The organism is Epilithonimonas caeni DSM 17710 (assembly GCF_000426465.1).
Taxonomy (GTDB): Bacteria; Bacteroidota; Bacteroidia; order Flavobacteriales; family Weeksellaceae; genus Epilithonimonas; species Epilithonimonas caeni.
This window is the reverse complement of sequence record NZ_AUFK01000013.1, coordinates 109,792-134,737: the sequence shown is the minus strand read 5'-3', so window position 1 is coordinate 134,737 and position 24,946 is coordinate 109,792. Positions and strand designations below refer to the sequence as shown.

Annotated in this window: 28 protein-coding genes; 12 read left to right on the top strand and 16 right to left on the bottom strand. The window is 35.6% G+C overall.

Annotated elements, in window-relative coordinates; translation table 11 throughout:
- Positions 1 to 8: 8 nt before the first annotated feature.
- Positions 9 to 512: an acyl-CoA thioesterase gene (locus tag K319_RS0106125; protein ID WP_027382845.1), complete on the bottom strand. Its 504-nt coding sequence runs from the start codon at positions 510 to 512 to the stop codon at positions 9 to 11.
- 111 nt (positions 513 to 623) lie between these two features.
- Between K319_RS0106125 and K319_RS0106120 the strand changes: the two genes are divergently transcribed.
- Complete coding sequence (locus K319_RS0106120; RefSeq protein WP_027382844.1) at positions 624 to 1,835, top strand: BaiN/RdsA family NAD(P)/FAD-dependent oxidoreductase; 1,212 nt, start codon at positions 624 to 626, stop codon at positions 1,833 to 1,835.
- A 49-nt stretch (positions 1,836 to 1,884) separates the two neighbouring features.
- Positions 1,885 to 2,211 (top strand): bacteriophage spanin2 family protein, encoded by a 327-nt coding sequence (locus tag K319_RS0106115; RefSeq protein ID WP_027382843.1) that lies wholly within the window; start codon positions 1,885 to 1,887, stop codon positions 2,209 to 2,211.
- Here the strand turns inward: K319_RS0106115 and K319_RS0106110 are convergent.
- From K319_RS0106110 to K319_RS0106100, 3 genes are read right to left on the bottom strand one after another with little or no spacing between them, the layout of a single operon-like run.
- Positions 2,164 to 2,577 (bottom strand): ribosomal maturation YjgA family protein, encoded by a 414-nt coding sequence (locus K319_RS0106110; RefSeq protein WP_316930910.1) that lies wholly within the window; start codon positions 2,575 to 2,577, stop codon positions 2,164 to 2,166. The genes K319_RS0106115 and K319_RS0106110 overlap by 48 nt on opposite strands.
- 56 nt (positions 2,578 to 2,633) lie before the next feature.
- Positions 2,634 to 3,251 carry a thioredoxin family protein gene (locus tag K319_RS0106105; protein WP_027382841.1) on the bottom strand — a complete coding sequence of 206 codons (618 nt, stop codon included), beginning with the start codon at positions 3,249 to 3,251 and terminating at the stop codon, positions 2,634 to 2,636.
- A gap of 12 nt (positions 3,252 to 3,263) precedes the next feature.
- On the bottom strand, positions 3,264 to 3,755 hold the full coding sequence (locus K319_RS0106100) for a TlpA family protein disulfide reductase (RefSeq protein WP_027382840.1): 492 nt from the start codon (positions 3,753 to 3,755) through the stop codon (positions 3,264 to 3,266).
- Between the two features lie 72 nt (positions 3,756 to 3,827).
- Here K319_RS0106100 and K319_RS19905 point away from each other — a divergent pair, with 72 nt between their 5' ends.
- Together K319_RS19905 and K319_RS21500 are read left to right on the top strand one after the other, a co-directional pair.
- Positions 3,828 to 4,211: an energy transducer TonB gene (locus tag K319_RS19905; RefSeq protein WP_027382839.1), complete on the top strand. Its 384-nt coding sequence runs from the start codon at positions 3,828 to 3,830 to the stop codon at positions 4,209 to 4,211.
- Positions 4,212 to 4,278: 67 nt separating this feature from the next.
- On the top strand, positions 4,279 to 4,455 hold the full coding sequence (locus K319_RS21500) for a hypothetical protein (RefSeq protein WP_156907059.1): 177 nt from the start codon (positions 4,279 to 4,281) through the stop codon (positions 4,453 to 4,455).
- On the opposite strand, the gene mutS is transcribed toward K319_RS21500, so the two are convergent.
- Together mutS and K319_RS0106080 are read right to left on the bottom strand one after the other, a co-directional pair.
- Positions 4,456 to 7,011, bottom strand: a complete 2,556-nt coding sequence (gene mutS, locus K319_RS0106085) for a DNA mismatch repair protein MutS (RefSeq protein WP_034671554.1) — start codon at positions 7,009 to 7,011, stop codon at positions 4,456 to 4,458.
- Between the two features lie 95 nt (positions 7,012 to 7,106).
- Positions 7,107 to 7,979, bottom strand: a complete 873-nt coding sequence (locus K319_RS0106080; RefSeq protein ID WP_027382837.1) for a cupin-like domain-containing protein — start codon at positions 7,977 to 7,979, stop codon at positions 7,107 to 7,109.
- Positions 7,980 to 8,108: 129 nt separating this feature from the next.
- On the opposite strand from K319_RS0106080, the gene K319_RS0106075 reads away from it, so the two are divergent.
- The 3 genes from K319_RS0106075 to K319_RS0106065 all read left to right on the top strand — a co-directional run bounded on the left by K319_RS0106075 (position 8,109) and on the right by K319_RS0106065 (position 10,673).
- Positions 8,109 to 8,609, top strand: a complete 501-nt coding sequence (locus K319_RS0106075; protein ID WP_027382836.1) for a hypothetical protein — start codon at positions 8,109 to 8,111, stop codon at positions 8,607 to 8,609.
- A gap of 225 nt (positions 8,610 to 8,834) precedes the next feature.
- Entirely contained in the window at positions 8,835 to 10,244 is a 1,410-nt protein-coding gene (locus K319_RS0106070; RefSeq protein WP_027382835.1) for an MBL fold metallo-hydrolase, read from the top strand.
- Positions 10,245 to 10,367: 123 nt separating this feature from the next.
- Complete coding sequence (locus K319_RS0106065) at positions 10,368 to 10,673, top strand: thioredoxin family protein (protein ID WP_027382834.1); 306 nt, start codon at positions 10,368 to 10,370, stop codon at positions 10,671 to 10,673.
- Here the strand turns inward: K319_RS0106065 and K319_RS0106060 are convergent.
- Both K319_RS0106060 and K319_RS0106055 read right to left on the bottom strand, forming a co-directional pair.
- Positions 10,663 to 11,076, bottom strand: a complete 414-nt coding sequence (locus tag K319_RS0106060) for a hypothetical protein (RefSeq protein ID WP_156907058.1) — start codon at positions 11,074 to 11,076, stop codon at positions 10,663 to 10,665. The genes K319_RS0106065 and K319_RS0106060 overlap by 11 nt on opposite strands.
- Before the next feature lie 22 nt (positions 11,077 to 11,098).
- The gene (locus K319_RS0106055) at positions 11,099 to 11,860 is read right to left on the bottom strand and encodes an amidohydrolase (protein WP_027382832.1); all 762 of its coding nucleotides are present in this window, start codon (positions 11,858 to 11,860) and stop codon (positions 11,099 to 11,101) included.
- A gap of 364 nt (positions 11,861 to 12,224) precedes the next feature.
- On the opposite strand from K319_RS0106055, the gene K319_RS19900 reads away from it, so the two are divergent.
- The gene (locus K319_RS19900) at positions 12,225 to 13,019 is read left to right on the top strand and encodes a murein L,D-transpeptidase catalytic domain family protein (protein WP_051230484.1); all 795 of its coding nucleotides are present in this window, start codon (positions 12,225 to 12,227) and stop codon (positions 13,017 to 13,019) included.
- 52 nt (positions 13,020 to 13,071) lie between these two features.
- Here the strand turns inward: K319_RS19900 and K319_RS0106045 are convergent, their stop codons facing one another.
- From K319_RS0106045 to K319_RS0106035, 3 genes are read right to left on the bottom strand one after another with little or no spacing between them, the layout of a single operon-like run.
- Positions 13,072 to 13,761 carry a response regulator transcription factor gene (locus K319_RS0106045; protein ID WP_027382831.1) on the bottom strand — a complete coding sequence of 230 codons (690 nt, stop codon included), beginning with the start codon at positions 13,759 to 13,761 and terminating at the stop codon, positions 13,072 to 13,074.
- A gap of 31 nt (positions 13,762 to 13,792) precedes the next feature.
- Positions 13,793 to 14,179 carry a four helix bundle protein gene (locus K319_RS0106040; RefSeq protein ID WP_235696082.1) on the bottom strand — a complete coding sequence of 129 codons (387 nt, stop codon included), beginning with the start codon at positions 14,177 to 14,179 and terminating at the stop codon, positions 13,793 to 13,795.
- Between the two features lie 29 nt (positions 14,180 to 14,208).
- Entirely contained in the window at positions 14,209 to 15,750 is a 1,542-nt protein-coding gene (locus K319_RS0106035) for a sensor histidine kinase (protein ID WP_027382829.1), read from the bottom strand.
- Positions 15,751 to 15,939: 189 nt separating this feature from the next.
- Between K319_RS0106035 and K319_RS0106030 the strand changes: the two genes are divergently transcribed.
- Entirely contained in the window at positions 15,940 to 16,422 is a 483-nt protein-coding gene (locus tag K319_RS0106030; protein WP_027382828.1) for an SRPBCC family protein, read from the top strand.
- A 95-nt stretch (positions 16,423 to 16,517) separates the two neighbouring features.
- Here K319_RS0106030 and K319_RS0106025 read toward each other — a convergent pair whose 3' ends face one another.
- Together K319_RS0106025 and K319_RS21745 are read right to left on the bottom strand one after the other, a co-directional pair.
- Positions 16,518 to 16,862 (bottom strand): hypothetical protein, encoded by a 345-nt coding sequence (locus K319_RS0106025; protein WP_027382827.1) that lies wholly within the window; start codon positions 16,860 to 16,862, stop codon positions 16,518 to 16,520.
- 152 nt (positions 16,863 to 17,014) lie between these two features.
- Entirely contained in the window at positions 17,015 to 19,018 is a 2,004-nt protein-coding gene (locus tag K319_RS21745; protein ID WP_235696081.1) for an alpha/beta hydrolase, read from the bottom strand.
- Between the two features lie 144 nt (positions 19,019 to 19,162).
- On the opposite strand from K319_RS21745, the gene K319_RS0106005 reads away from it, so the two are divergent.
- Positions 19,163 to 19,993, top strand: a complete 831-nt coding sequence (locus K319_RS0106005) for a LytR/AlgR family response regulator transcription factor (RefSeq protein ID WP_027382826.1) — start codon at positions 19,163 to 19,165, stop codon at positions 19,991 to 19,993.
- On the opposite strand, the gene K319_RS0106000 is transcribed toward K319_RS0106005, so the two are convergent.
- The 3 genes from K319_RS0106000 to K319_RS0105990 all read right to left on the bottom strand — a co-directional run bounded on the left by K319_RS0106000 (position 19,976) and on the right by K319_RS0105990 (position 23,643).
- Positions 19,976 to 22,012 carry a S9 family peptidase gene (locus K319_RS0106000; RefSeq protein ID WP_027382825.1) on the bottom strand — a complete coding sequence of 679 codons (2,037 nt, stop codon included), beginning with the start codon at positions 22,010 to 22,012 and terminating at the stop codon, positions 19,976 to 19,978. The two genes, K319_RS0106005 and K319_RS0106000, sit on opposite strands and share 18 nt — an antisense overlap.
- A gap of 231 nt (positions 22,013 to 22,243) precedes the next feature.
- On the bottom strand, positions 22,244 to 22,984 hold the full coding sequence (locus tag K319_RS0105995; RefSeq protein ID WP_027382824.1) for a uroporphyrinogen-III synthase: 741 nt from the start codon (positions 22,982 to 22,984) through the stop codon (positions 22,244 to 22,246).
- Between the two features lie 20 nt (positions 22,985 to 23,004).
- Positions 23,005 to 23,643, bottom strand: a complete 639-nt coding sequence (locus K319_RS0105990; protein ID WP_027382823.1) for a DUF4271 domain-containing protein — start codon at positions 23,641 to 23,643, stop codon at positions 23,005 to 23,007.
- Positions 23,644 to 23,956: 313 nt separating this feature from the next.
- On the opposite strand from K319_RS0105990, the gene K319_RS0105985 reads away from it, so the two are divergent.
- Together K319_RS0105985 and K319_RS0105980 are read left to right on the top strand one after the other, a co-directional pair.
- A complete protein-coding gene (locus tag K319_RS0105985; RefSeq protein ID WP_027382822.1) occupies positions 23,957 to 24,619 on the top strand; it encodes a carbonic anhydrase in 663 nt (220 codons plus the stop codon).
- A 16-nt stretch (positions 24,620 to 24,635) separates the two neighbouring features.
- Positions 24,636 to 24,935: a hypothetical protein gene (locus K319_RS0105980; RefSeq protein ID WP_027382821.1), complete on the top strand. Its 300-nt coding sequence runs from the start codon at positions 24,636 to 24,638 to the stop codon at positions 24,933 to 24,935.
- Positions 24,936 to 24,946 lie beyond the last annotated feature (11 nt).

Here is a 24,946-nt window from a genome sequence, read left to right as displayed (position 1 = left end):
AATTTAAATTATTTAAGGTTTTCGAAAAGTGAAATATCCACGTTTTCTGGCCGGAAGGGCAATGTCTTTAAGAATTCTCTGGAGATCGTCTGCACATTTTCAGATTTGAATTCATTCATAACCAAGATAATGTCTTCCGGCGGAGTAGTTGTTTTTCTCAACATCATATCGATCCAGACACCGGTCGCTTCGGCCGTTGCACAATGTGTTCCATCCGGCAGATAAAACTTGTGGACGAATTGATAGATCATCCCGTCCTCTGACATCGCTGCAACTTCTAATCCCACGAAAACCGTCTGATCGGCATAGATTTCTTTGAAGAAAGAATATCTCTCATGCAACATTACAGGACCAACGCCCCACCGGTTAAGCTGTGTCAGACCGATTTTATTTTTGTTGAGGAAAGCCATTCGCGTTTGGGAACAATAGTCAACGTAAGTCGAGTTTCCAAGATGACGGTTGGCGTCTATATCGCTCCACCTTACTTCGAATTTATGATAATAAACAGACATTCTTTTCGATTTTAATATTGTTCAAAAATAACCATTTGAGGTGGATATTAAAAATGTAATTTTGTGCATCGAATACAAAACGACACAATGTTTTTGTAGAAATTACAATTAATGTCAAAAAAGAAAAGAGTAATCATTATTGGAGGAGGAGCGGCTGGCTTTTTCACGGCCGCCAATCTTGACGAGAATAAATTCTATGTCACAATTCTCGAACAAAATTCGGATGTTTTACAAAAAGTTAAGATCTCCGGAGGTGGACGTTGCAATGTGACCCATGCTTGCTTTGATCCTAGGGAGTTGGTGAATTTTTATCCCAGAGGAAACCGAGAGCTGCTGAGTGTGTTCACCAAATTTCAGCCTGGTGATACCATGGATTGGTTCGAGTCCAGGAATGTTCCTTTGAAAATTGAAAAAGATAACAGGATTTTTCCAACGACGGATTCTTCTCAAAGCATTATCAATGTTTTGATCAATGAGGTAAGAAATAAAGGTTTTGAGATCAGGAATCAGGTTTCTGTTTCTGAGATCATCAAAGAGGATGGTCTTTATTTTATTAAAACAAAATCAGAAAGTTACACAGCTGATATTGTTGTTTATACAACGGGGAGTTCTCCAAAATCTTTAAAGATCATTGGGAGTCTTGGGCATAAGATCATAGAGCCCGTTCCATCTCTTTTTACATTTAATATCAAAGACGATCTCCTAAAGGATCTTCCCGGTACAAGTTTCGCAAATGCTGAAATCACAATCCCGAGTCTTAAAACGGAAGAGTCCGGGCCTCTTTTGATAACGCATTGGGGGCTTTCCGGGCCTGCTGTTCTGAAACTTTCGGCTTGGGAGGCAAGAACTCTGGCCAAAATGAAATATAAAATTGATATCGAGGTCAACTTTATTTCAAAACCGATTTCAGAAGCAGAAGAATTACTGAAAAACTTTAAGAATGAAAATCCTAAAAAATCTGTTGGTCAGGCCAAAATATTTGACATAACAAACCGTTTTTGGAACAAGGTCCTTGAGGTTAATAAAATAGATCCTGAAAAACAAATGGCAAATCTTTCAAAAAGGGAAATGGATCAGATCTTTGAGTATATTTGTCAAAAAAGATTTGCGGTTACTGGAAAATCAACCTTCAAAGATGAGTTTGTGACTGCAGGGGGTGTAGATCTTAAAGAAATTAATTTTAAAAATATGTCCTCAAAAATTCTTCCTGATTTTTATATTGCTGGCGAAGTTCTTGATATAGATGCTCTTACTGGTGGTTTTAATTTTCAGGCGTGTTGGAGCGAAGCTTGGTTGATAGCTCAACATATTAATGTTGGATGATGAAATATTTTATTAAATTTGAACCCATATTTATTTATCTTATAACATAATGAAACTTTCTAAAACATTTTTTTTGGTTTTATCAATTCTGATTACAATGATCTCTTGCCAGACCAAAGTTGTAACACCTAATAAGCCGATGTATGACAATACTTTGCAGCTTTATAAAAGGTATACGATCCAAACCAAAGACGCCAAATCTCAAAAAATAGAGGTCATAAAAGTAGATGCTAAGAAGATCTATGGAAAGAACAAAGCAGGAGAAATGGTAGAGATCGAGCGAAGCGAAGTAAGGGATATCAAGAAGCCAGATATTGTTCTATCTATCTTAATTGGCCTTGCGGCCGTGGCTGCTGTTGTTTTTGTTCCAATCTAATTTTGTGATCAGAAACAAAATTATGCATCCGGTGAAATAACAAAGGATATCGATCCAGCTGAATGAGTTTCCCAAAACCGTCATCATGATGGGGTTCTTTTGAAAACCAAGTACTTCTGCAAATTTGAAATGCTGTAGAGCTTCTATGAGACATGAAAAAATGAAAATCCCAATAATTAATTTTGTTGATTCGATTTTAAAGAAAGTTTTGATGAAATAATAGATCAGCATTACTACGATGACATCTCCTAGATAGGCTCTCACAAAGAATATGTCTTTGAGCTTGGTAGCAATTAAAACTTCTATAAGGAAAATGAAAACTGCAATAAGAAAGTTTTTGTAATCGAATTTAAAATTAATTTTCACGGAATTGGATTTTATAAAACATAACAAAAAATCGAGGTAATTATTACCTCGATTTTTTATTTTTTCACTTTTATCGTACAGCCAATTGCAACGGTTTTCTCTGTTTTAACTGGTTCATTTTTCAAAAGCCGGTCCACGGCATCCTGAACATAATATTCGGAAACGTCATTCGGATTTTCGTAGTTGTTATCAATCGTACCAATATATTTCACGATATTCTTTCCGTTCTCTTTTTTCAAAATGTAAACGTGGGGTGTTTTGGTTGCGCCATAGATCGGATAGATTTTCTGACCTTCATCCACCAAATAAGGAAACGTGAATCCTTTTTCCTTTGCTCGGGTCTGCATCTCGGCAAAGCCGTCCTGTGGCTGAACTGCCGGGTCGTTTGGATTGATGGCAATCACAGGATAACCTTTGTCTTTGTACATTTTGTCCAGCGCAATGATCCTATCTTCATATTTTTTCGCATATGGGCAGTGGTTGCAGGTAAAGACAACAATGAAGCCTTTTGCAGATTTGAAATCACTTAAGGAAACCATTTTTCCGTCCACGTTTTTCAGTTTGAAATCTGTAGCTTCATCGCCAATCTGATAACCGGAATTATAAATTGTGGTAAAACTCAATAATCCCAAAATCAGGATCAGTCCGAAAGAAAACCATTTTATTTTTTTCATAATATTAATATTTTATGGATTGTAACTTTTAGTAATTGCCGATTCTAATTCTTCCAAGGACATTTCGCCATTGTTGAAGAACACTTTTTCGCCGTTTTTATAAAATAAAGTCACAGGAATCTCGCCTTCCCAATCGTTCTGGAATTTCGGAATCCAAGTATTCATCCTCTTATTATCATCCAGAATCATAACTTCTGCAGTCAGGTTTTTATTTTTGATGAAGTTGATAACTTTCTGTTTATCCCTTGCCATATCTAGTGAAACCAACAGCATTTTGAAATTCGGATTCTGAGAATATTTGTTGTTGACCTCGATGAAATGTGGTAATTCTTTTACACAAGGCGCACAAGTTGTCGCCCAGAAATTAACCACAACAAACTTATCTTTTTCCTGACTGATGCGTTTTTCCAAATCTTCATATTTGATCAAAGAAACATCAGTTTGGATTTGTGCATTCATCACAAAAGGAAAAATCAACAACAAAAATTTTACTAAAGTCTTCATATTCAAATTTAAAAAATACTTTTGACACTTGAATTAAATTGTTCTAATGAATATCTTTGGAAAAAAATAACTATGAAGAAATTATTACTGCTATTTGTTTTACTTTTTAGTATTGCAGCTTTTTCTCAAGAAACAAAAGATATTATTTATGATAAAACTGATGTAGCTGCAGAATATGAGGGAGGAATTAATAAATTTAGAGAAGGCTTTCAAAAAAACTTTGATCCCAAAAATAGTTTTAAAGGAACTGGAACTTATCAGACACTTATTACGTTCATAGTTGATGAGAATGGTATAATAAGTCAAGTGTTTGCAACAGGTAATAATGATTCTTTTAATAACTTAGCAATTAATGCAATAAAGAAAATCAAAGGAAAATGGAATCCTGCAAAAGTCAATGGAAATCGAGTAAAAAGTCGATTTAAATTCCCTATGACTATGAATTTTATGAACTAATTATTTTTTGATAAAATAATCTTCGGTTCAATTTTTGAAAAGAAAATCCTAATCCAATCTTATTGTTATGAAAAAGCTATTATTTATCGGCGTATTATCGTCATTAATCATCAGTTGTATTCCTGATAAAGACAAACGGGAACAGCGTAAAGATAATCTGAGTGCAGAACACATGAGAAATGAAGGTGTAGATTCAGCAGCACTTTCTACGGATAAAAAAGTGGATACTGTTAGTGTAAAATAACTACCGTCCGATCATCTTCTTGATCGCATTCAGTTTCATTAAAGCTTCAATCGGTGTCAATGTATTGATGTCGATTTTCGTCAATTCTTCACGGATATTTTCAAGTACAGGGTCATCCAACTGGAAAAATGAAAGCTGAAGATTTTCTTCGGTTACCCGTTTTATTTTTTCACCGGAATCTTGTGTTGCTCTGCTGGATTCCAAAGTTTTAAGGATTTCATTCGCTCGATTGACTACTTTGGAAGGCATACCTGCCAACTTCGCTACGTGAATACCGAAACTATGTTCACTTCCTCCGGAAATCAGTTTTCTGAGGAAAATAATATTACCTTTCGCCTCCTGGATGGAGACGTGAAAATTCTTGATTCTTTCGAAGTTCACAGACATTTCGTTCAACTCGTGATAATGCGTGGCGAATAAAGTTTTCGGCTGCGTCGGATGCTGATGAAGATATTCTGCAATGGCCCAGGCAATGGAAACACCGTCATAAGTGGAAGTTCCACGTCCGATTTCGTCCAACAAAATCAAACTTCTCTCCGAAATATTATTAAGGATATTTGCGGCCTCATTCATTTCCACCATAAAAGTTGATTCGCCGGCAGACAAATTATCTGTCGCACCAACTCTCGTGAAAATCTTGTCCAATGTTCCAATCTCCGCATGTTTTGCCGGAACAAAACTTCCGATCTGAGCCAGCAAAGAAATGATTGCTGTTTGTCTCAGAATTGCAGATTTACCCGCCATATTCGGTCCGGTTACCATGATGATTTGCTGAGAATCTCTATCCAGAAAAACATCGTTTGGAATATAAGATTCGCCAAGGGGTAAAGATTTTTCGATGATCGGATGTCGCCCTTCCTGGATGTCAATCGAGAAAGAATCGTTCAGAATCGGTTTGGTATAATTATCTTCAACAGATAGCTCGGATAAACCAACTGCACAATCCAGTTCTCCGACCAGCTTTGAGTTTTCCTGCAATTGGTCGATGTAGATCAGAACATTTTCGCAGACATTCCTGTAAAGTTCTGATTCTAATTTGCCGATTTTTTCTTCAGCGCCAAGAATCTGATTTTCATATTCTTTCAGTTCTTCAGTAATATAACGTTCCGCGTTTACCAAAGTCTGTTTACGAATCCAATCCTCTGGAACTTTATCTTTATGCGTATTTCTAACCTCGATATAATATCCGAAAACCCCATTGAAATCAATTTTCAAACTCGAGATTCCTGTTCTTTCGATTTCACGCTGACACATTTCGTCCAGGAAACCGCGACCTTTGCTTTGCAGATTTCTCAAATGGTCCAATTCTTCCGAGATTCCTTCTCTGATGACATTACCTTTGCTGATGTTCACAGGAAGTTCGTCATTCAGATGCTCATTAATTAAATTGATCAATTCCTCAAGGTTGATAAAAGGGTCGATCCAAGCCAGAACATCCGGGAAACTCAGAAGTTTTTTTCTAATCTCATTTATGTTGATAATGCTTTGACGAAGATAACCTAATTCTTTCGGTGAGATTTTTTCAGCGGCTAATTTTCCAATCAATCTATCCAGATCCGAGATACCTTTCAGCAGATCTTTGATGTCGTATTTCAAAGAATCTTCATTATTCAGAAACTCAATAAGGCTTAGCCTTCGGTTGATATCACCGATATTTTTCAAGGGCAGGATCAAACGTCTTCTCAACAATCTTCCGCCCATCGGCGTGCAGGTTTTGTCGATAATATCGAGAAGCGATTTCCCTTGATGGTTGGCAGAATAGACAATTTCAAGATTCCTTAATGTGAAATTATCCATCATCAGATAATCATCCTGAGGAATCACTTGGATTCTTGTAATATGCTGTAAAAGTGAATGATGTGTGTCTTCAACCAAATAAGCGAAAATCGCTCCCGCTGCAGTAATTCCCAGTTTATGTTCCTCGATCCCGAAACCTTTCAGAGATTGTGTCTTGAAATGAGAAGTCAGTTTTTCGTAAGCATAAGGATATTTGAACGCCCAATCCTCCAGCTTGAAAACATTTTTATTTTTCAACTGATTTGGAATCTCCAGAGTTCTCTGATAAATGATCTCGCTCGGGTCGAAGGTGTGAACAATGTGAAGTAATTTCTCCAAATTTCCCTCGCTTACAAGAAATTCACCTGTTGAAACATCCACAAGCGCCATTCCATACTTTTCTTTTTCCTTATGAAGAGAAAGCAGGAAATTGTTTTTCTTAGAAGTCAGAACCTGGTCGTTGAATGTAACTCCCGGCGTAACCAATTCTGTCACACCACGTTTTACAATACCTTTTACCGATTTTGGGTCTTCCAACTGGTCACAGATCGCAACTCGCATTCCTGCCCTTACCAACTTTGGCAGATAAGAATCCACAGAATGATGCGGAAATCCTGCCAGTTCGATGTGACCTTCACCATTGGCTCTTTTGGTCAGAACGATTCCAAGGATCTGCGAAGTTTTTATCGCATCCTGTCCAAAAGTTTCGTAGAAATCTCCCACGCGGAACAGCAATAATGCATCAGGATATTTTCCTTTGATGGTATTGTATTGCGTCATTAACGGAGTTTCTTTCTTTGCCAATTTCCTGAATTTTTAGAAGCGCTAAAATACGAAATTAATATACAGAAAAAAGAAGGATGTTTTGCGGAAGTTTATTTTTTATTCAACTTTTCCAAAGCTTTGGAACTTTTTCTGTAAGCCCATTCTTCCTTATATTTTACCCATTTTGCCTTGAAGATTTTTCGCATCAGCTTGTCTGTGTATCGCATAATGAAAACATGATAAAGCATACTTAGGAATTTTGAAGGACGATTGGGCAACGCTCTGATAGACAAAGAAAAGCCAGGTTCCAGGTAACGATTGTAATGCCAGAAAGCACCAGGAATAAACAAAGCGTCGCCGTGTTCCATCAGGATTTCTGTTCCTGTGGCACGTTTCAAAGCAGGATATTTTTCATAGTCCGGGTTATCGTAATCAATTTCTTCTATTGTGTGGACAGACAGCGGGACTTTGTAAAGCATTTCGTTTTGCTTCTGGTCAAAAAGTAAAATCCTTTTCTTTCCTCCAAAATGAATATGGAAAAAATCCCCCAGATCAACGTCGTAATGCATCAGAACATGCGCTTCACTTCCTCCGAAAAATAAAGTGGGAAGGCGCTTGAAGAATTTCATTCCCAGATCTGGGTAAGTGAAATCCTGTAATAATTCCGGAAGTTTATCGGTAATGATATAAAAAAATATCCTGAGGTCAGAAGGTTTACTTTTTATGGTATCAATGTAATCCTTCATTTTCATTTTAGTTGCCGGTGTGTCAGAGCTTTTGTTAGCATCGGCGGGTTTGTTGTCATAGATGGGAACAACCTGTTCACCCGCTTTTTCCCGGATGTAATCAAGGTTCCATTTCTCGTAAGCGCCCCATTGTTTTGCAAAACCTCTTATCAAAAGTGGCCTGTGCGGTTTGAAATATTTCTTTTGAAAGTCTTCTTTATCAATGTGTTCTACAACGTCAACAGGATTCAGGATCATATTAATGGTTTTGGTCAATAAAAATAATAAAAATCAGTTTTAATAAAATGTTCTTTTGTAAAAATTCCAAAAAATAAGATTCATTAAAAGAAAATCAAAAATTATACGTTTAATTCTTAAATTTGGCTAATGAAAAAATATCTTTACCTCCTTATATCATCATTTTCTCTTATAAGCTGCTATACTTATAGAATTAAATCAGAAAATGAAGCAACAGCACAAAACACGCGAGAAGTACGTACAAAAAAAATGGATGAACCTGTTGCTACAAAAGCTATTGCAAATGTTCAGGCAAATGTATCTGCGATTGAACCTGGTAGCACTAAAAGAAATAGAATTACAAAAGATAAGGCACCGAGATCGATGAGCGTCCAGGAAAAGTTGGAGATCAACAAATACTTCAAAATAGAAGTTGGGGGTAAGCCGTATAAGATCCAGGTTGATAAATGGGAGAGTGATACTTTGGTTGCCCACGTTATCCATAAGCCAAAAAAGATCCTCAAATTCCATAAGAACCAGATTGATCAGTCAACAATTGCAGAAAGACGTTTCTCCCAGCCAGTGGCCGATATCATTACAGTTGTTGCTTATGCTGGTGTTGGTATTGGAATCTGGGCATTGGTACGATAAAGGTGAAAACAGATTCTGCCATATATTATAAAGCCGCAAATTGATGCGGCTTATTTTTGATATTCAGCGGGGGTTTGAACGTTTGTTTAATTTCAAATCGAAATTATTCATAATATCTTTCGAAAAACTATTTATAGTTAATCCAAATAACCTCATATTTGTATTTGTAAACTGTAACCAAATAACATCTTAAATAAAGTTTGATTAAAATCTATCGATATCCAAATGAAGGTTGAACAAATATATACAGGCTGTCTTGCGCAAGGGGCGTATTACATTGTTTCTGAAAATGAAGCGGCGATCATCGATCCGCTGAGAGAAGTGAAACCTTACCTTGAACGTTTGGAGAAGGACAAAGTCAAACTCAAATATATTTTTGAAACGCATTTCCATGCCGATTTTGTTTCGGGGCATTTGGATCTGTCTAAAAAAACCAACGCTCCAATTGTTTTCGGACCAACAGCTAAACCTGATTTTGAAGCGATCATTGCAGAGGATGATCAGATCTTTGAAATTGGAAAAATTAAAATTAAAGTTCTTCATACGCCAGGCCATACTTTGGAAAGCTCCACTTTTCTACTGATTGATGAAGATGGAAAAGAAACGGCCATTTTCTCTGGCGATACTTTGTTTTTGGGTGATGTTGGAAGACCTGACTTAGCACAAAAGGCTGGCGAAATCGATGAAAAAGATTTGGCAGGAATGTTATATGATAGTCTTCAAAGCAAGATTCTGCCTTTAGATGATTCCATTACAGTTTATCCGGCTCACGGCGCTGGCTCTGCCTGCGGAAAAAATATGCAGAAAGAAACAGTGGATACTTTGGGAAACCAGAAAAAAAAGAATTATGCTCTTAATCAACCGGATAAAGAATCTTTCATTAATGAAGTTCTGGACGGATTAACGGCGCCACCAAAATATTTCGGGATGAATGTCGCCATGAACAAAGGTGGCTATGAAAGCTTCGACCAGGTTCTGAAAAAAGGAAACAATCCTTTGTCTGTAGAAGAATTCGAAACTGCTGCTGAAGAAACCGGAGCTTTGATCCTGGATACAAGAAGTGCGGCGGTTTTTCATAAAGGCTTTGTTCCAAATTCTATTAATATCGGGATCAGGGGTGATTTTGCACCTTGGGTTGGAGCCATGATCGTGGATGTTCAACAGCCGATTCTTTTGGTTTCTGATGAAGGAACAGAAGAAGAAGTAATTACCAGGTTGAGCAGAGTAGGATTTGATAATGTTTTAGGTTATTTGGACGGAAGTTTCGAAGCTTGGAAAAATTCGGGTAAAGAAACAGATGAGATTAGAAGAATTTCTGCAGAAGAGTTTACTGATGAATTTTCTGAAAATATGAAAGTTATTGATGTAAGAAAGGAAACAGAATACGAGGCAGAGCATATCAATGAAGCCTACAGTAAACCTCTTGCTTACATTAATGACTGGGTGAATTCTTTAGACAATTCGGAGCATTTTTATATCCATTGTGCGGGAGGTTACAGAAGTATGATTGCGGCAAGTATTTTGCAGTCAAGAGGTTATAGGAATTTCACTGAGATTGATGGCGGGTTCAATGCAATCAAGAAAACAGAGAAATTTCCATTGAGCAATTTTGTTTGTCAAAGTAAAACTTTGTAGAATTAAAAGGGCTTCGAGAGCCTCAGCCTGACAGTGCAGGGTTAATTTCAGTATCTTAAAATGTCATTCTGACCTGTCGAAGGATCTGATAGCTAAAATCTAATCTTTAACATCTCTTTTATTATGTCACAGAAATTTCAAGAACTAATACAATCCGAACGTCCGGTTCTTATTGATTTTTTTGCCACTTGGTGTCAGCCGTGCAAAGTTCAGTCTTCCGTTTTGAATTCTGTAAAAGAGCAAGTTGGCGAAAAAGCAAGGATCGTAAAAATTGATGTAGACCAGTTTCCGTCAATTGCATCAGAAAATGGCGTTCGTGGTGTTCCTACTTTAGCGATTTTCAAAAATGGAGAATTGCTTTGGAAAGAAAGTGGTGTTCACGACGTTAACTCTTTGGTTGGTTTGCTGGAGCAATATATTAATTCGTAATTAATTCATCTGTTAATAATATTGTCACCATAAAGTTATGTGTCTGTTTTTTCATAGTAATGAATAATTTGCTATAGTCCTTTATTTTATCAACAATATAATAATAATTACCATTATCATCAGACGCAGAAGTAATTCCATTCTCGTCATTTGATGGAATATAGTAGAAATTATTACCGGCACGGATATTTTTTGAATCTGTCCACAAAACAAAATATTTTTTGAAAAAAGTATCGTAAGTTATAGTAACGTCGCTTCCTGTAGGAACATAGGTACGCTCTTTATTTTTATAATCTTCATAGATATAATAAGCGTATTTAAATTTATAAGTTAAAGTTTTATTTTGAGAAAAACAGATTGTACAGGTTAGAAATGCTAAAAGTAAAGTTATCGATTTTTTCATTGGATTAAAGTTTTTTACAGAACTAAGAAATAATCTCAAACTCATCTCGCTCATTCAAAAAGGGAAACTTATTTCTAAATTCCTTTAATTTCTCCAAATTCCATTCTGAAAGAACAACATTACTTTTTCTTTCAGAGATTTCTCTTCCATCAGGGAAATGCACTAATGAACTTTCCTCATATTCAAGGTTGTAACCGTCTGTTCCAATTCTATTTAATCCAAATAGAAAAGCCTGATTTTCAATCGCACGTGCTTTTAGAAGTGATTTCCAGGCATCGACTCTGGATTTTGGCCAGTTGGCAACGTACAAAACCGCATCATAATCACCCTGATTCCTGGAGAAAACCGGAAAACGCAAGTCAAAACATACTTGTAATAGAATTTTAAATCCTTTGTAATCAATAATTTTTCGTTCAGTTCCGGCAGTATAAATTTTGTCTTCACTAGAATAGGAAAACAGATGCCTTTTGTCGTAATATTCAAAACTTTCATCTGGAAAAACAAAATAAAATCGGTTATAGAATTTTCCATTTTCTTCCACAGAAACACTTCCAGCAACTGCCGAATTTTTGCTTTTGGCAAAGGATTTCATCCAGGTTAAGGATTCCTCATTTCTGTCCGCAACCTCTTCGGCTTCCATACAAAATCCGGTAGAAAACATCTCAGGAAGTAAAAACAAATCTGCACCAATGGAACTGAATTCTTTTTCAATTTGCTTGAAATTCTGTTCTTTGTTTTTCCAGGAAATATCGAGATTGAGCCCCGCAATTTTAAGTGTTGACATACTTCAAAAGTTTAATGCAATTTATGATTTTTGAACACTAAGTTCACAAAGATTATTTAAAAAAGATATTGATTTTAAGGCTTACAAAGGCACTTCGTTTAAAAAAACAACTATTACTTTGTTAATTTTTGAGTTTATACTGAGCTTGTCGGAGTACTTATGAACTTAAAAATTTACAATCTAGAACTTTCGTGGCCTTAGTGTTCAGAAAAACATAATAAAATCTTAATAAAAATCGTTCAAATAATAAGCAATTGCGTTAAAGTTTACTAAAAAATCGTTAAAAAATATTTTTGTAATCTATTGAAAATGATTTATATATAATTTTGCTCCACTAAAAATAAAAATCTAATATTATTAATTAATGAAGAAATTCCCATTATTGTTATGCTTAGTTTATTTGGTGACCACCTCTTTTTATCCTGCGAGTTCTGAGAGCCATTCTCACGCCAAAACGATAATAAAAGAAATCAAACTAAGTCCAAAAAAGAATTTCTCGCCACAAAATCCTGCAGAAGAAATCTACAAAGAGCTTCAGTTTACGGATGAGACATTGAATTTTGAAGTCTTTGAAAAAGCGTTTTTAGGATTCCAAAATTTAAAGAGTTCCGGAAAACTGGAACCGACGGCCAAATTGCTTTCGGTTTGTGATTTTAGTTTATCTTCCAACAGGAAGCGCCTTTGGGTCATAGATTTGGGTGAGAAAAAAGTGTTATTCAATACATTAGTTGCGCACGGAAAAGGAACAGGTGAAGAGTTCGCAACCAACTTTTCCAACACAGAGGATTCGCATCAGTCGAGTATGGGCTTCTACGTCACAGAACAGACCTATAATGGCGACAATGGCTATTCTTTGCGATTGTTCGGCATGGATAGAGGTTATAACGATGCAGCTTTGGAAAGATGTATCGTAATGCATGGCGCCAAGTACGTGAGCGAAGATTTCATCAAATCCGAGAAGAGATTAGGAAGAAGCTGGGGTTGTCCAGCGGTTCCAACTAGTTTGGCGAAACCAATCATCAATACCATAAAAAACAGAACGTGTCTGTTTATTTATTTCCCGGACCAGAATTATCTGGCAAGTTCTCAATGGCTGAAAAATACTGAGAAAACCGATTCTATTCTTGGTTCTCCAAGGCAGAATATGGCAACGAATTAGCTTCAGAATAAAAATTAAAAACCCCTTCAGAAACTCTGAAGGGGTTTTGTTTTTATGGGTTTTTCACTAATAATCTGAAACCTTCTCCATGAACGTTGATGATTTCCAGACCTTCATCATCTTTCAGAAGTTTTCTCAATTTTGCGATGTAAACATCCATACTTCTTGCGGTGAAATAATTCTCTTTTTTCCAGATTTTTCTTAATGCCAGATCTCTCGGCATAAAGTCGTTTCTGTGGATGCAAAGTAATTTCAAAAGTTCGTTTTCTTTTGGAGAAAGCTTGTATTCATTCTCGCCGACTCTTAGTTGTCTCAACATAGAATCGAAGAAGATATTACTGATTTTAAACTGCTCTTGGTCTTCATTTTCCAAAACGGCACTTCTTTGTAGAATCGCTTTTATTTTATAAAGAAGCAACTCGGTATCAAATGGCTTTGTGATATAATCATCTGCTCCTAATTGATAGCCTTTTAAAATATCCTCACGCATATTTCTTGCTGTCAGGAAAATGATTGGCGTGTTTTTATCAATTTTCTTCACATCTTCTGCCAAAGAAAATCCATCTTTTTTCGGCATCATCACATCGAAAATACAGATGTCAAATTCTTTTTCCGTAAACTCTTTCAGTCCCATTTCTCCATCGGTTGCCAATGTAACCTCGAAGTTGTTGATTGTCAAATAATCCTTAAGAACTGCGCCAAAACTCTGGTCGTCTTCTACTAATAATATTCTGTTGCTCATAGCTTTGTAATTAATAATTAAAAATGAAGAATTAATATTTCTTCGTGTCGTTAATATTTTGTTTAGTGGTTTTTAAAATAGTTGTCAATAATTTAATGATTTCCTCTACATCTTTTTCCAATGATTTGAATTCTGCTTCATTTATAAATTCTGTTTTATGTAATAATTTTATCCAATAATATGCTTCAAAAGCTTCTTTGTAAGAGATTTGAAGTTTCACAACAAACTCTTTTTTGCTAAAAGCAGCAATCCCTTCTTCTATATTTGCACCAATCGATGTTGCTGACCTTAATAATTGTTTTGATAAAACAAACTCTTTCCTTTCTGAGGTTAATAATTTAAAAAGATTAATAATTCTTACAGAAAAATCGAATGATTTATCTCTAATAATATTTCTCCTAAATTCAATATTCTCCAAAATCTTAATTATTAATTTTTCATTATTAATTAAACTATCGGAAGTTTTATTGTAAATGTGCTTCCTTTTCCTTTGTGGGAATCTACGTGGATTTGCCCTTTGTGATTTTCGATAATTTTTTTCACGTAAGACAATCCAAGACCTTGTCCTTTTACATTATGGATATTTCCGGTTTCTTCGCGGAAGAATTTTTCAAAGATTTTATTTTTATTCGTCGATTCCATTCCCATTCCTTTGTCGGAAATTTCTATCACGTACCAGTTTCCTTCATTTCTCGTGCTAACCTTTATTTCCGGTGTTTCAGGAGAATATTTGTTGGCATTATCTAGCAGATTGATTAATGCATTCGAAATATGAAATTCATCAATTAAGAAATTATATTTCGTAGCATTAAATTCTGTTGTTAAAATTCCGTTTCTTTCATTAACAATTAATCGGAAAGATTCTGCAATACTTTTTATTAATTCGCGAACGTTAGTTTCTTTCAGGTGAAGAGGCATTTCGTTTCGTTCCAGTTTGGACATATTCAAAACGGTCTCTACCTGTTTTTTCATCCTCAGATTTTCCTGTTTTATCAATCCTGAATAGTATTTGACCTTATCCGGGTCGGTAGCGATTTTATCATTTGCTAAAGAATCTGTTGCAACGGAAATCGTTGCCAAGGGTGTCTTGAACTCGTGAGACATATTATTGATAAAGTCGGTCTTGATCTCCGCAATTTTTTTCTGTCTCATCATATAATTGATAGAGATGATATAAATCCCCAAAATCGTCAGTAATGAAATGAAAGTTCCCAACAACATAGGCAAATTGTGCTTCACCAGAGAGTAATCTTTTCTTGGAAAAACCAAAGCCAGCGTATAAAGTGTTCTGTCTTTGCTGTCTGTAAAAAGTGGATAAGTGTAGTTCGTTTTATCTTTTTGGTCGAGATAGATGTTGTTTGCAACCGTTGTTAACTGATTGGTTTTATTGATGACCCCAAATCCAAATTTTGTATCAATCCCTTTGAGTCTCAATTCTTTTGAAATGACGGAATCAATCGTTTTGCTGTCAACACGTTTTTCTATCGGAAGATTGGTCGCGCTCAAACGTGCAAACTCCTTCATCTGATAAGAATTATTATCAAGGTCTCGGCTGATGTTGGTTGTCAAAGGTTCAGGACTGCTTCTTTTCAGCTTTAATTGTCCTTCGTCTTTGTAAAGTTTCGTCGTGTATAACGTGTCGCCCTTTGCTGAAACCGGAATGTTTTGCTTTTCAACGATGCTTGTCTGGAAAAGAATATTCGAACGATTCGCAGAGTCGGAACTTTGCTGGATATAGGTCTTAGTTGGTTGGTTTTTAGAGGCTAAAACCTCTTTTCCAACATTATTATAAGTTTCATTCCAATATTTGTTGACCTCGATTTGATTTACTTTCTGAGTCGAAGTTTCTAATGCGGAATAAACTTTATTAGAGAAATCCTGCTCGAGAGATGTATATAATTCTTTAATCCAATATAGCTGCAAAGAGACGAAAACCACCAGGGAAATTGTCATAAAAACAGATATAATAGGAATAAACTTGTTGTTCATATGTTTTTTTAAGTTTGAAAAGTTAAAATTACTCTTTTTAAGAATATCTCAACAATAATAACGGATTGTAATTATTAAATATTTCTTAAAATTAAAAGATTTAACATTTTATTGTGAATATCAAATATATTGCCATAGGAAAACTTTGGTTCGATTTTTTAATATTAATTTTAGAAAAAAGAAAATGTTATGAACTCAGAAATTGTTTTTAATAAAGATGCCGACACTGGGGTTTACGTGATGAAGGTTTACAGAGCCGATGTTTCCACGCTTTGGGATTATTTCACAAAATCCGAACTGATTGACCAATGGTGGGCGCCAAAACCTTGGAAATGCGAAACCGAAAAAATGGATTTTCGGGAAAACGGAAATTGGCTGTACGCAATGAAAGGTCCGGACGGCGAAAAAGAAATGGCACTAGCAAATTACGGTGAAATAATGCCCCACAGAAGTATTGCGTGGACAGATGCTTTCGCTGATGATAAAGGGAAAGTAAGAACAGATTTGCCACAAACTTCTTGGCTAATCGGGTTCACAGGAATTGATGAAGGCACAAGAATGACTTTCAATCTGCATTTCAACTCCAAAGAAGAAATGAATCAGCTCATCGAAATGGGTTTTGAAGAAGGCTTCAAAATGGGATTGAATCAGTTGGAGGATATTTTGGTTTAGAAATAATTTAATTTTAGTTCTCGCAGATTAAGTGAATTGCAGATTTTTTAAGTTTATCATCTTCTAAATCTGTCGAATCTGCGAGAGTATAAACTTTATTCCAAATCAATCTCTTCATCAATAAAATACTGTATAATCGCTTTTTTCATCAGAAGCGATTGTTCGTTGGGCTTCAGATCCGGCAAATCTTCCAGCTTTTCAAACTCCGGCCAGCCTTCGTTATAATGACTGAATTTGTAATACCCAAAAGGCTCCAGCAATCTACAAACCGCAATATGAATTAGATTGACCTTATCATCTTTCGTGAATTTTTGTTGACCACTTCCTAGTTCCTGAATGCCAATCAAGAATAATATCGTTTCGATTGGGGGATTTTTTTCGGTTTGAAAATTAACTTCAAAAAAGTGTTCTATCTTTTTCCAGATTTCGGATTCTGTCATTTTCTGTATAAATTATACTTACAAATTTTTTATCAAATTCTGCTTAACTCTGAAATAGAAAATTCAAAGTCAAAAACTCCGGTTGAAATTAAACCGGAGCTCTTATATTTGTTGCGAATGTACAAAAATGTATTTTAAGACCTTTTTCTAATTTAGTACTTTTCTTCAAAAAGAAACTCCAATGGAATTGAGAATCTTTTGCTCCAGGCATTTTCGCTATGGTCTGCCAATTCGAATTTTTTGGTTGTCCAGTTATTTTTACTAAAACCTTTTTCTTTCATTATCAAATCAACTTTGTTCTGATGTTTTTCATAACGGCTGTCCAATCCTTCAGTTCCATAATCGAAATAGATTTTATGGGTTTTCGGACTCGGGAGTCTTTGTCTGAGATAATTTTCGAAAGCGGTTGGAATTTCATCATTCAAAAGGTCTGTGATTCCAACCCAATGTGTGGAAAGACAAGCTGCGCCGCCGAAAATTTCGGGATACTCGCAAATCGCGTACATCGATATCAATCCGCCCATACTGGAACCGGCGATGTAAGTGTTCTCCCTGTCTTTCAGCGTTGGATAATTGTTGTCAATAAAAGGTTTTACCTCTTCTACAATGAATTTCAAATAGTTACCGGACTGGATTTTCCCTTGAAAGTATTTTTCAAGTGTTTGATTTTGTAACTCTTTAGATAAACTTTCAAAAGCTTTTTGTGGAAAATACTCCGAATGCCGGGTTGCGCCTGTATTCCAAAGTCCGACAATGATGCAATCTTTCAGTTTGATTTTTTTGCTGAGTTCTGTATAATTTTCATCCACTTTCCATTCGGAATTGTTCCAGTTGATTGTCGGGTCAAAAAGCATCTGACCGTCGTGCATATAGAGAACCGCGTATTTTTTATTGGGGTTAAAATTCTCAGGCAACCACACATCTATATTTCTAGGCGCCACATATTTCGAAGGAAATTGATTAATTCTGATGATTTTGCCTAAACTCACATCGGGAACCGAAGTCTGAATCACATCTCTGTAACGGTCTTTGATTTTGACGTACTTCTTAATTTCTGTTTTGTAATCTTCCAGATTTTTAGGTTTTCTCCAGTCCGGGTCCGGAAAATTATTCTCAATATAATTCCAATCCTTTCCAGTGAAAAAATCGTCATCGTATGTGCATCCAGTCAAATCTTTGAAAGGTTTAAGGAAAATATAACCGTCAAAAAAATCCTCCATTTTGAAATCAGAATGACAAAAACTGAAAAAACTATTGTCTCGCAATGTCCCGACAGGGGTGTTAATCAAATCGAATCCAATCTGTGGATAGTTGAGTTTCCGAAGCGCATTTTCCAATTCTCCATTCGCAGGCGAAACGTAAGCCGGGTTATGCTGCGTCTTGGAAAACATCGGCGTATGAAACATCATATTGAAAATCTTATCGGGCATTAATTTGTAGAGACGATTTCCGACCATTCCTTCATCATAATCACAAAAATCATCGTTGTTCACTTTCAGGATTGGCATTTTGTACTTTGTGAAAACATGGACGTGTCCCATGTAGATCAAGGCCTTTTCATTTTTATCAATGATTTCCTTTTTGATAATTTCTGTCCGGAACTGGTCTGGCGTTCCCAGATTGAAAACCGCTTTCATATTCTCGGGCGTTCTTGCGCCACCTTTGAAGTTTTCCCAACGGTATTGATAGCTTAGGTTGACAATTCTGAATTTTTTGGCGTTAGGTTTTATGGTTTTATTGAATTCCCAAACCGCTTTGTAGATATCAAAATATTCTTTATAAGCCCAGCCGACATTGTAATAAAAGAACATATCTTTTGCTTTTCTTTCATCGAATTTATCAGAATTCAGCAATTCATCCAGCTCTTTCTGCTTTTCAAAAGCACCAAATTCCATACAGAGATTGTAAACGCCAGCCTTATATAAATCCGGGATAATGCTCTTGACAAAATCTAGATTTTCTTTCACAGCGTGGTCTTCACCCAAAAGTACAAGAGGATAATTTTTGAATTTCGAAATGAGATAATCTTTCGGACTTTTTGGATGTTGTTTCAGATATTCTACGGCTTCAAGAGTGGCTTTGTTTTCCTGACTAAATCCTAAAATCGGAAAGAGAAATGCTAAAAACAGAAGTGAAAAAGAAATTGAAAGTTTCATTTTTTAGATTGAATTTTGAACAAAACTATTTCTACTTTCTCTTTGTTACAAGCCTTTTGGACAAACGACAGGTTGTTCTGTACAAAAAGCAAATCACCAGAATTGATTTCAGATAAATAATTAAATTTGAGTAACCTTAAAAATATGAACCAATCCGTTTTTGAACATTTCAAATCCAAATTTTGGATAAAACACGTTTTCTACTGGATAGCGTTTGTCCTGTTTTTTGGATTGGTTTGGGGTGTTTCGGATGACAATTATTCCCGTAATATTTTGATTCAGATATGCTGTCTTCCTTCGAGGATGTTATTGGTTTATGTCACGCTTTTTTATCTCTTCCCGAAGTTTTTCAATCAGAAAAAATACTTCAGCTTCTTTGTTTCGTATTGCGTTTTGGTTGCATTGATAAGTGTTTTTATCCAACGACCTTTGTTTCTTTATTTTATTCAGCCGAATTTTCTCCCTGGATTCAAGAATTCCGGTTTTTTTATCTTATCAGAAATAATGAATACCGCTCTGGACATCAATATTGCTGCGATGATTCCGATTGCTTACACTTATCTGACCACGATTGAAAATCTTCAGAAAAATAATCTGGAGCTGAATGAAGAGAACAAATTGTTGAAAGAAGATGCTGTAATCCAGGACAATAACAATGATTCTTACATCAATCTGAAAGTCGATAAAAGTGTAAGAAAAATTAAAATCAATGATATTATTTTTGTGGAAAGTCTGCGGAATTATTGCAGAATAAAACTGAATGATTCGGAAATAACGGTCCTTAAAACACTGACATCTGTTCAGGAATTGTTGCCAGAATCCAAATTTATAAGGATCCATCGTTCGTTTCTGATTAATAAAGATAATATTACCTCGGTTTCTCCCAGCAAGATCGAAATCAATGATATGACGATCCCTGTTGGGAGAAAGTATAAAGATGAGGTTAAAAAGAAGATGTTATTGGTCGATTTTTAATAGGAACGCATATTCCAAAGCGATTTCTTTCAGGCTTTCGAAACGTCCGCTTGCACCGCCGTGTCCGGAGCTCATATCGGTTTTGAAGATCAGGATGTTATTATCTGTTTTCAAATCTCTTAGTTTTGCGGTCCATTTTGCCGGTTCCCAATATTGAACCTGAGAATCGTGGAAGCCTGTTGTTATTAATATATTAGGATAATCCTTTGCTTCGATGTTATCGTAAGGCGAATAGGATTTCATATAATCATAATATTCTTTCTCATTCGGGTTTCCCCATTCGTCGTATTCCCCGGTTGTCAAAGGAATTGTCTCGTCCAGCATCGTTGTCACAACATCCACGAAAGGAACCTGCGCCACAACTCCATTGAATAGCTCCGGATTGTAATTTATGACTGCGCCAACCAAAAGTCCGCCGGCGCTTCCACCCATGGCATAAAGATGTCTAGGAGATGTGTAATTTTCTGATATTAAATATTTTGCAGCATCAATGAAATCAAAAAACGTATTCTTTTTCTGAAGCATTTTTCCATCTTCGTACCATTCTCTTCCAAGGTATTCTCCGCCTCGGATGTGTGCGATGGCATAGATGTAACCTCGGTCAAGTAAAGTCAGTCTTACGCTTGAAAAACTAGCATCAACAGTGTGTCCATAACTTCCGTAACCATAGAGTAGAAGCGGTGTATCTGCAGATTTCTTCGTGTCTTTATGATAAACCAGAGAAATAGCAATTTCTTTTCCGTCCCTTGCATTTGCCCAGATTCTTTCCGAGATATAATTTTCTGAGAAGAATTTTCCGCCCAAAACTTCCTGTTCTTTCAGAAGTTTGATGGTTTTTTCCTTCATATCGTATTCGTAAGTGGAAGAAGGTTTTGTCAAAGAAGTATATCCGAAACGCAGTTTTTCCGTATCGAATTCCATATTGGTTCCGATGTACGCCGTGTAAGTAGGGTCCGAAAATGGAAGATAATGAGAATCTCCTGTTTTGTTTTCTATGATTTTGATTTGAAGAAGCCCTTTTTCCCGTTCTTCTATGACAAAATAATCATTGAATATTTCAAAACCTTCCAGCAAGACATTTTCTCTATGAGGAATGAAATCTACCCAATTTTCAATCTCCGGCTGAGAAACTTTTGTCTTTACGATTTTGAAATTTGTAGAATTATCGGCATTTGTAATGATGTAAAAATCATCCTGATAATGCTCAACAGAATATTCCAGATCTTCCGTTCTTTCCTGAATGATTTTCCAATCTGCAAAAACGTTATCAGCTGGAATGAATCTGTGTTCATCTTCATTCGTACTTGACGAAGAAATAAAGATGTATTCTAAAGATTTGGTTTTGAAAACATTAACGTCAAAAGTTTCATCCTCTTCGTGGAAAATCAAAACGTCTTTTTCGGTTTCGGTTCCAATCGCATGTCGATGGATTTGATAAGCTCGCAGACTTTCATCTTTTCTAATGTAAAAAATGTGTTGGTTGTCGTTTGCCCAGACTGCTTTTCCAGTCGTATTTTCAATTTTGTCTTCGAAGATTTCTCCTGTTTTGAGATTTTTGAAAAATATCGTGTAAATTCTTCGTCCTGTTTTATCGGAAGAATATGCAATGAAATCATTATTGACACTTACTGAAACACTTCCGATATCAAAATATTCTTCTCCTTCTGCCAGAATGTTCACATCTAGAAGAATTTCTTCTTCATTTTCCAAAGTTTGAAACTTCCTTGAGAAAATCGGATATTCTTTCCCATCTTCATAGCGGACAATATACCAATATTGATTAAAGAAATAAGGCAAAGACTGGTCATCTTTTTTGTAACGGGATTTCATTTCTTCAAACAATTCGTTTTGAAGGTCTTCTGTGTCCTTCATTACAAAATCGGTGTAAGCGTTTTCTTCTTCGAGGTATTTTATAACTTCCGGGTTTTCACGTTCATTCATCCAGAAAAAAGGGTCATTTCTTTTATCGTTGTGAATTTCGAGAGTTTTGTCTATTTTTTTAGCTTTTGGAGCGTTCATTTGAAATTGTATTAATTAAAACCACATAGACACATAGATTAAAATTTTATTTAAAGAAAATAGAGAGAATTTAAATATCTTCTATTTAAACTTTAACAATCCAATTAATTATTCAGAAAACGATGTATCTATGTGGTTAAAAGTTTTCTGAAGAGATTTTCAGATCCAACAAAAATAAACAAAAAACCATCTTCTCAGAAAGAAGACGGTTTTGATTTATGTGGTCAACAATTATTTGTTGATGCTTCTGACATATTTTTCTATGGCCATTGTCATAGATGGTGTTTCTTTGGTTGGTGCCATTACATTGACGGTCAATCCTGCTTCTTCTGCAGCAGCCTGGGTTGTTGTTCCAAAAACCGCAATTTTGGTATCATTTTGTTCAAAATCAGGAAAATTGATTCCTAAAGATTTTATTCCCTGATGGCTGAAAAATACCAACATATCATAATCCTTGATATTGATATCTGTCAAATCACTTGCAACGGTTTTGTACATTATTGCTTTTGTCCAGTCCACATTAGCGGCATCCAGAACTTTTGGTATTTCCGGACCTAGAACATCGGAAGAAGGCAAAAGATATTTTTCGGAAGGATATTTTTTGAATAGAGCAGCCAGGTCAGAGAAATTCTTCTCTCCGAAACTGATTTTTCTTTTCCTGTAAACAATGTGTTTCTGTAGATAATTGGCAATCGCTTCTGACTGGCAGATGTACCTCATAGAATCTGGAACAGAGAATCTCATTTCCTCAGCAAGACGAAAATAATGGTCGATTGCATTTTTACTCGTGAAAATTATCCCGGTATATTGGGCCAGGTCAATTTTCTGGGTTCTGAGTTCTTTCGCATCCACACCTTCTACGTGAATAAAAGGACGAAAATCGATTTTGATTTTCTCTTTTTTTGCAATTTCCAAATAAGGTGATGATTCATTCGGAGCAGGTTGCGAAACTAAAATAGATTTGATTTTCATCTTATAACGTGTATGTTATATTAATAAAATAAGAACTTCCAAAGTACCAAAACGGGTACTATTTGAAGCGTGCAAATATACAAAAATTTATAATACCATTTTTCGGGTAAAATAGACTGGTTATGGAAAATATATATTAAATTTTTCAAAATGAATGAACCAACAACCAGACCAATAATGAAATAGAAATATTTTACCAAGTCGATTGGGAAAAAATAAAGTGCAAAAGATGCCATTATGAAAATGATGGATTCCAGAAAATAGAATTTGCTTGAGACCAAGGTCAGCCCTTTCAGGTTTTTGCCGCTACCAATGCTGGAGTAGAACAGAAAGGTCAGAATATTCCTGATAATGTCAAAAGTTAATAACGTCAAAAGCGTAAAGCCGAATTTATTGATCTGAAATCCCAGAACATCAATGGTAAAAAGCTTTGGGACAATCGGGACAAATTGTGATAGTAGGAGGGCCGTCATTATACATTTCACAATAGATATAATTAGCCAGGATGGTGTAAGATTGCTGGAATCTTCTATTTTTTGCAGCAAAAATTCCTTGATGTTGGCATCCCTTTGAAAAACAGACAAAAGGATAATGTATATAAAAATACTCCCGAGAATACAATATACCACCCAATCATTATGTTCTGCAATTCTTACCAACGGTCAATTTTTTTGCAAAAATAAGAATTAGAATGAACAGATTCCTTATTACTTAATAAAAATTCATTTTTTCTTCATGATCATGTCGATATATTTCAGTAATAATTGAATGATAAGGATCAATTATGGAAATATTGTTTTAACGATCAGGTTACTTTTCTAAAATCCTTTAAATTTATAATATTAAAAGTATGTTAAATATTCTTTTTTTTAGGATTAAACCACTATTTTTGTATGATTATTGATTTGGTCTATTGGTTTTGAAAATAATTTCAAAGAAACTGATAATCTTTGTTGATATAACATTATCGTTATGGCGCACTCGTATAAAGCTATTTTCGAAAACAATAAAAAGTGGGTAGAGTCAAAGATTTCGGATGACCCGGAATATTTTCACAATCTTGCTAAAACACAACATCCCGACTATCTATACATTGGATGTTCTGACAGTCGTGCTACGGCCGAGGAACTGATGGGATTAGGGCCAGGCGAGGTATTTGTGCACAGAAATATTGCCAACGTTGTAAACACTCTGGACATGAGTTCTACAGCAGTTATCCAATATGCCGTGGAACATTTGAAAGTGAAGCACATTATTGTTTGCGGACATTATAACTGTGGTGGTGTAAAAGCAGCGATGACATCCCAGGACCTTGGTCTTTTGAATCCCTGGTTGAGAAATATCCGGGATGTTTACAGACTGCACCAGGAAGAATTGGATTCTATAGATGAAGATAAAAAATATGACCGCCTTGTGGAACTGAATGTTCAGGAGCAATGTATTAATGTAATCAAAATGGCCTGCGTGCAGGAGCGTTATATCCTGGAAGAGTTTCCGGTTGTTCATGGTTGGGTCTTCGACCTTAGAACGGGAAAAATAATCGATCTCGATATCGATTTTGAAAAAATATTAAAGGACATTCAGAAGATCTATAACCTGACAGACTCTGATTGGGTGATGAGCAGAAAAAAATAAGCGCATCAAAAAGTATATGAAGTATCTAAGTATCATAACATTAATGGTTTTTCTAAACTTTACGGCTCTTCCGGGAATTGCCGCAATATTGGGTTGGGAATTGCCGAGAACTAATGTTTTGGTCAGCGAAGAGGAACATTCCCACTCGAATAATACAATCATAATCTACGAAAAAACAATTCCTAAACCGATGGATATCCATGATTTCCTGAAGTTTTATGAAGCGGACACTCATAATAAGATCACTGTGAACTGGGAATCTACATTATATTTTCCACCGTCACTCAGTATATTCTCTCCTCCTCCCGAAGCTTAATATATCGTAAT

Coding starts and splice junctions, on each gene's coding strand:
- K319_RS0106100 (WP_027382840.1), bottom strand. CDS start 3,755: ATGAAGACTTTAGTAAAATTTTTGTTGTTGATTTTTCCTTTTGTGATG.
- K319_RS0105985 (WP_027382822.1), top strand. CDS start 23,957: ATGGCGCACTCGTATAAAGCTATTTTCGAAAACAATAAAAAGTGGGTA.
- K319_RS0105995 (WP_027382824.1), bottom strand. CDS start 22,984: ATGAAAATCAAATCTATTTTAGTTTCGCAACCTGCTCCGAATGAATCA.
- K319_RS0106000 (WP_027382825.1), bottom strand. CDS start 22,012: ATGAACGCTCCAAAAGCTAAAAAAATAGACAAAACTCTCGAAATTCAC.
- K319_RS0106115 (WP_027382843.1), top strand. CDS start 1,885: ATGAAACTTTCTAAAACATTTTTTTTGGTTTTATCAATTCTGATTACA.
- K319_RS0106105 (WP_027382841.1), bottom strand. CDS start 3,251: ATGAAAAAAATAAAATGGTTTTCTTTCGGACTGATCCTGATTTTGGGA.
- K319_RS21745 (WP_235696081.1), bottom strand. CDS start 19,018: ATGAAACTTTCAATTTCTTTTTCACTTCTGTTTTTAGCATTTCTCTTT.
- K319_RS0106005 (WP_027382826.1), top strand. CDS start 19,163: ATGAACCAATCCGTTTTTGAACATTTCAAATCCAAATTTTGGATAAAA.
- K319_RS21500 (WP_156907059.1), top strand. CDS start 4,279: ATGAAAAAGCTATTATTTATCGGCGTATTATCGTCATTAATCATCAGT.
- K319_RS0106030 (WP_027382828.1), top strand. CDS start 15,940: ATGAACTCAGAAATTGTTTTTAATAAAGATGCCGACACTGGGGTTTAC.
- K319_RS0106080 (WP_027382837.1), bottom strand. CDS start 7,979: ATGATCCTGAATCCTGTTGACGTTGTAGAACACATTGATAAAGAAGAC.
- K319_RS0106035 (WP_027382829.1), bottom strand. CDS start 15,750: ATGAACAACAAGTTTATTCCTATTATATCTGTTTTTATGACAATTTCC.
- K319_RS0106060 (WP_156907058.1), bottom strand. CDS start 11,076: ATGAAAAAATCGATAACTTTACTTTTAGCATTTCTAACCTGTACAATC.
- mutS (WP_034671554.1), bottom strand. CDS start 7,011: ATGACGCAATACAATACCATCAAAGGAAAATATCCTGATGCATTATTG.
- K319_RS0106075 (WP_027382836.1), top strand. CDS start 8,109: ATGAAAAAATATCTTTACCTCCTTATATCATCATTTTCTCTTATAAGC.
- K319_RS0106120 (WP_027382844.1), top strand. CDS start 624: ATGTCAAAAAAGAAAAGAGTAATCATTATTGGAGGAGGAGCGGCTGGC.
- K319_RS0106070 (WP_027382835.1), top strand. CDS start 8,835: ATGAAGGTTGAACAAATATATACAGGCTGTCTTGCGCAAGGGGCGTAT.
- K319_RS0106045 (WP_027382831.1), bottom strand. CDS start 13,761: ATGAGCAACAGAATATTATTAGTAGAAGACGACCAGAGTTTTGGCGCA.
- K319_RS0106025 (WP_027382827.1), bottom strand. CDS start 16,862: ATGACAGAATCCGAAATCTGGAAAAAGATAGAACACTTTTTTGAAGTT.
- K319_RS0105980 (WP_027382821.1), top strand. CDS start 24,636: ATGAAGTATCTAAGTATCATAACATTAATGGTTTTTCTAAACTTTACG.
- K319_RS0106065 (WP_027382834.1), top strand. CDS start 10,368: ATGTCACAGAAATTTCAAGAACTAATACAATCCGAACGTCCGGTTCTT.
- K319_RS0106055 (WP_027382832.1), bottom strand. CDS start 11,860: ATGTCAACACTTAAAATTGCGGGGCTCAATCTCGATATTTCCTGGAAA.
- K319_RS0106125 (WP_027382845.1), bottom strand. CDS start 512: ATGTCTGTTTATTATCATAAATTCGAAGTAAGGTGGAGCGATATAGAC.
- K319_RS19900 (WP_051230484.1), top strand. CDS start 12,225: ATGAAGAAATTCCCATTATTGTTATGCTTAGTTTATTTGGTGACCACC.
- K319_RS19905 (WP_027382839.1), top strand. CDS start 3,828: ATGAAGAAATTATTACTGCTATTTGTTTTACTTTTTAGTATTGCAGCT.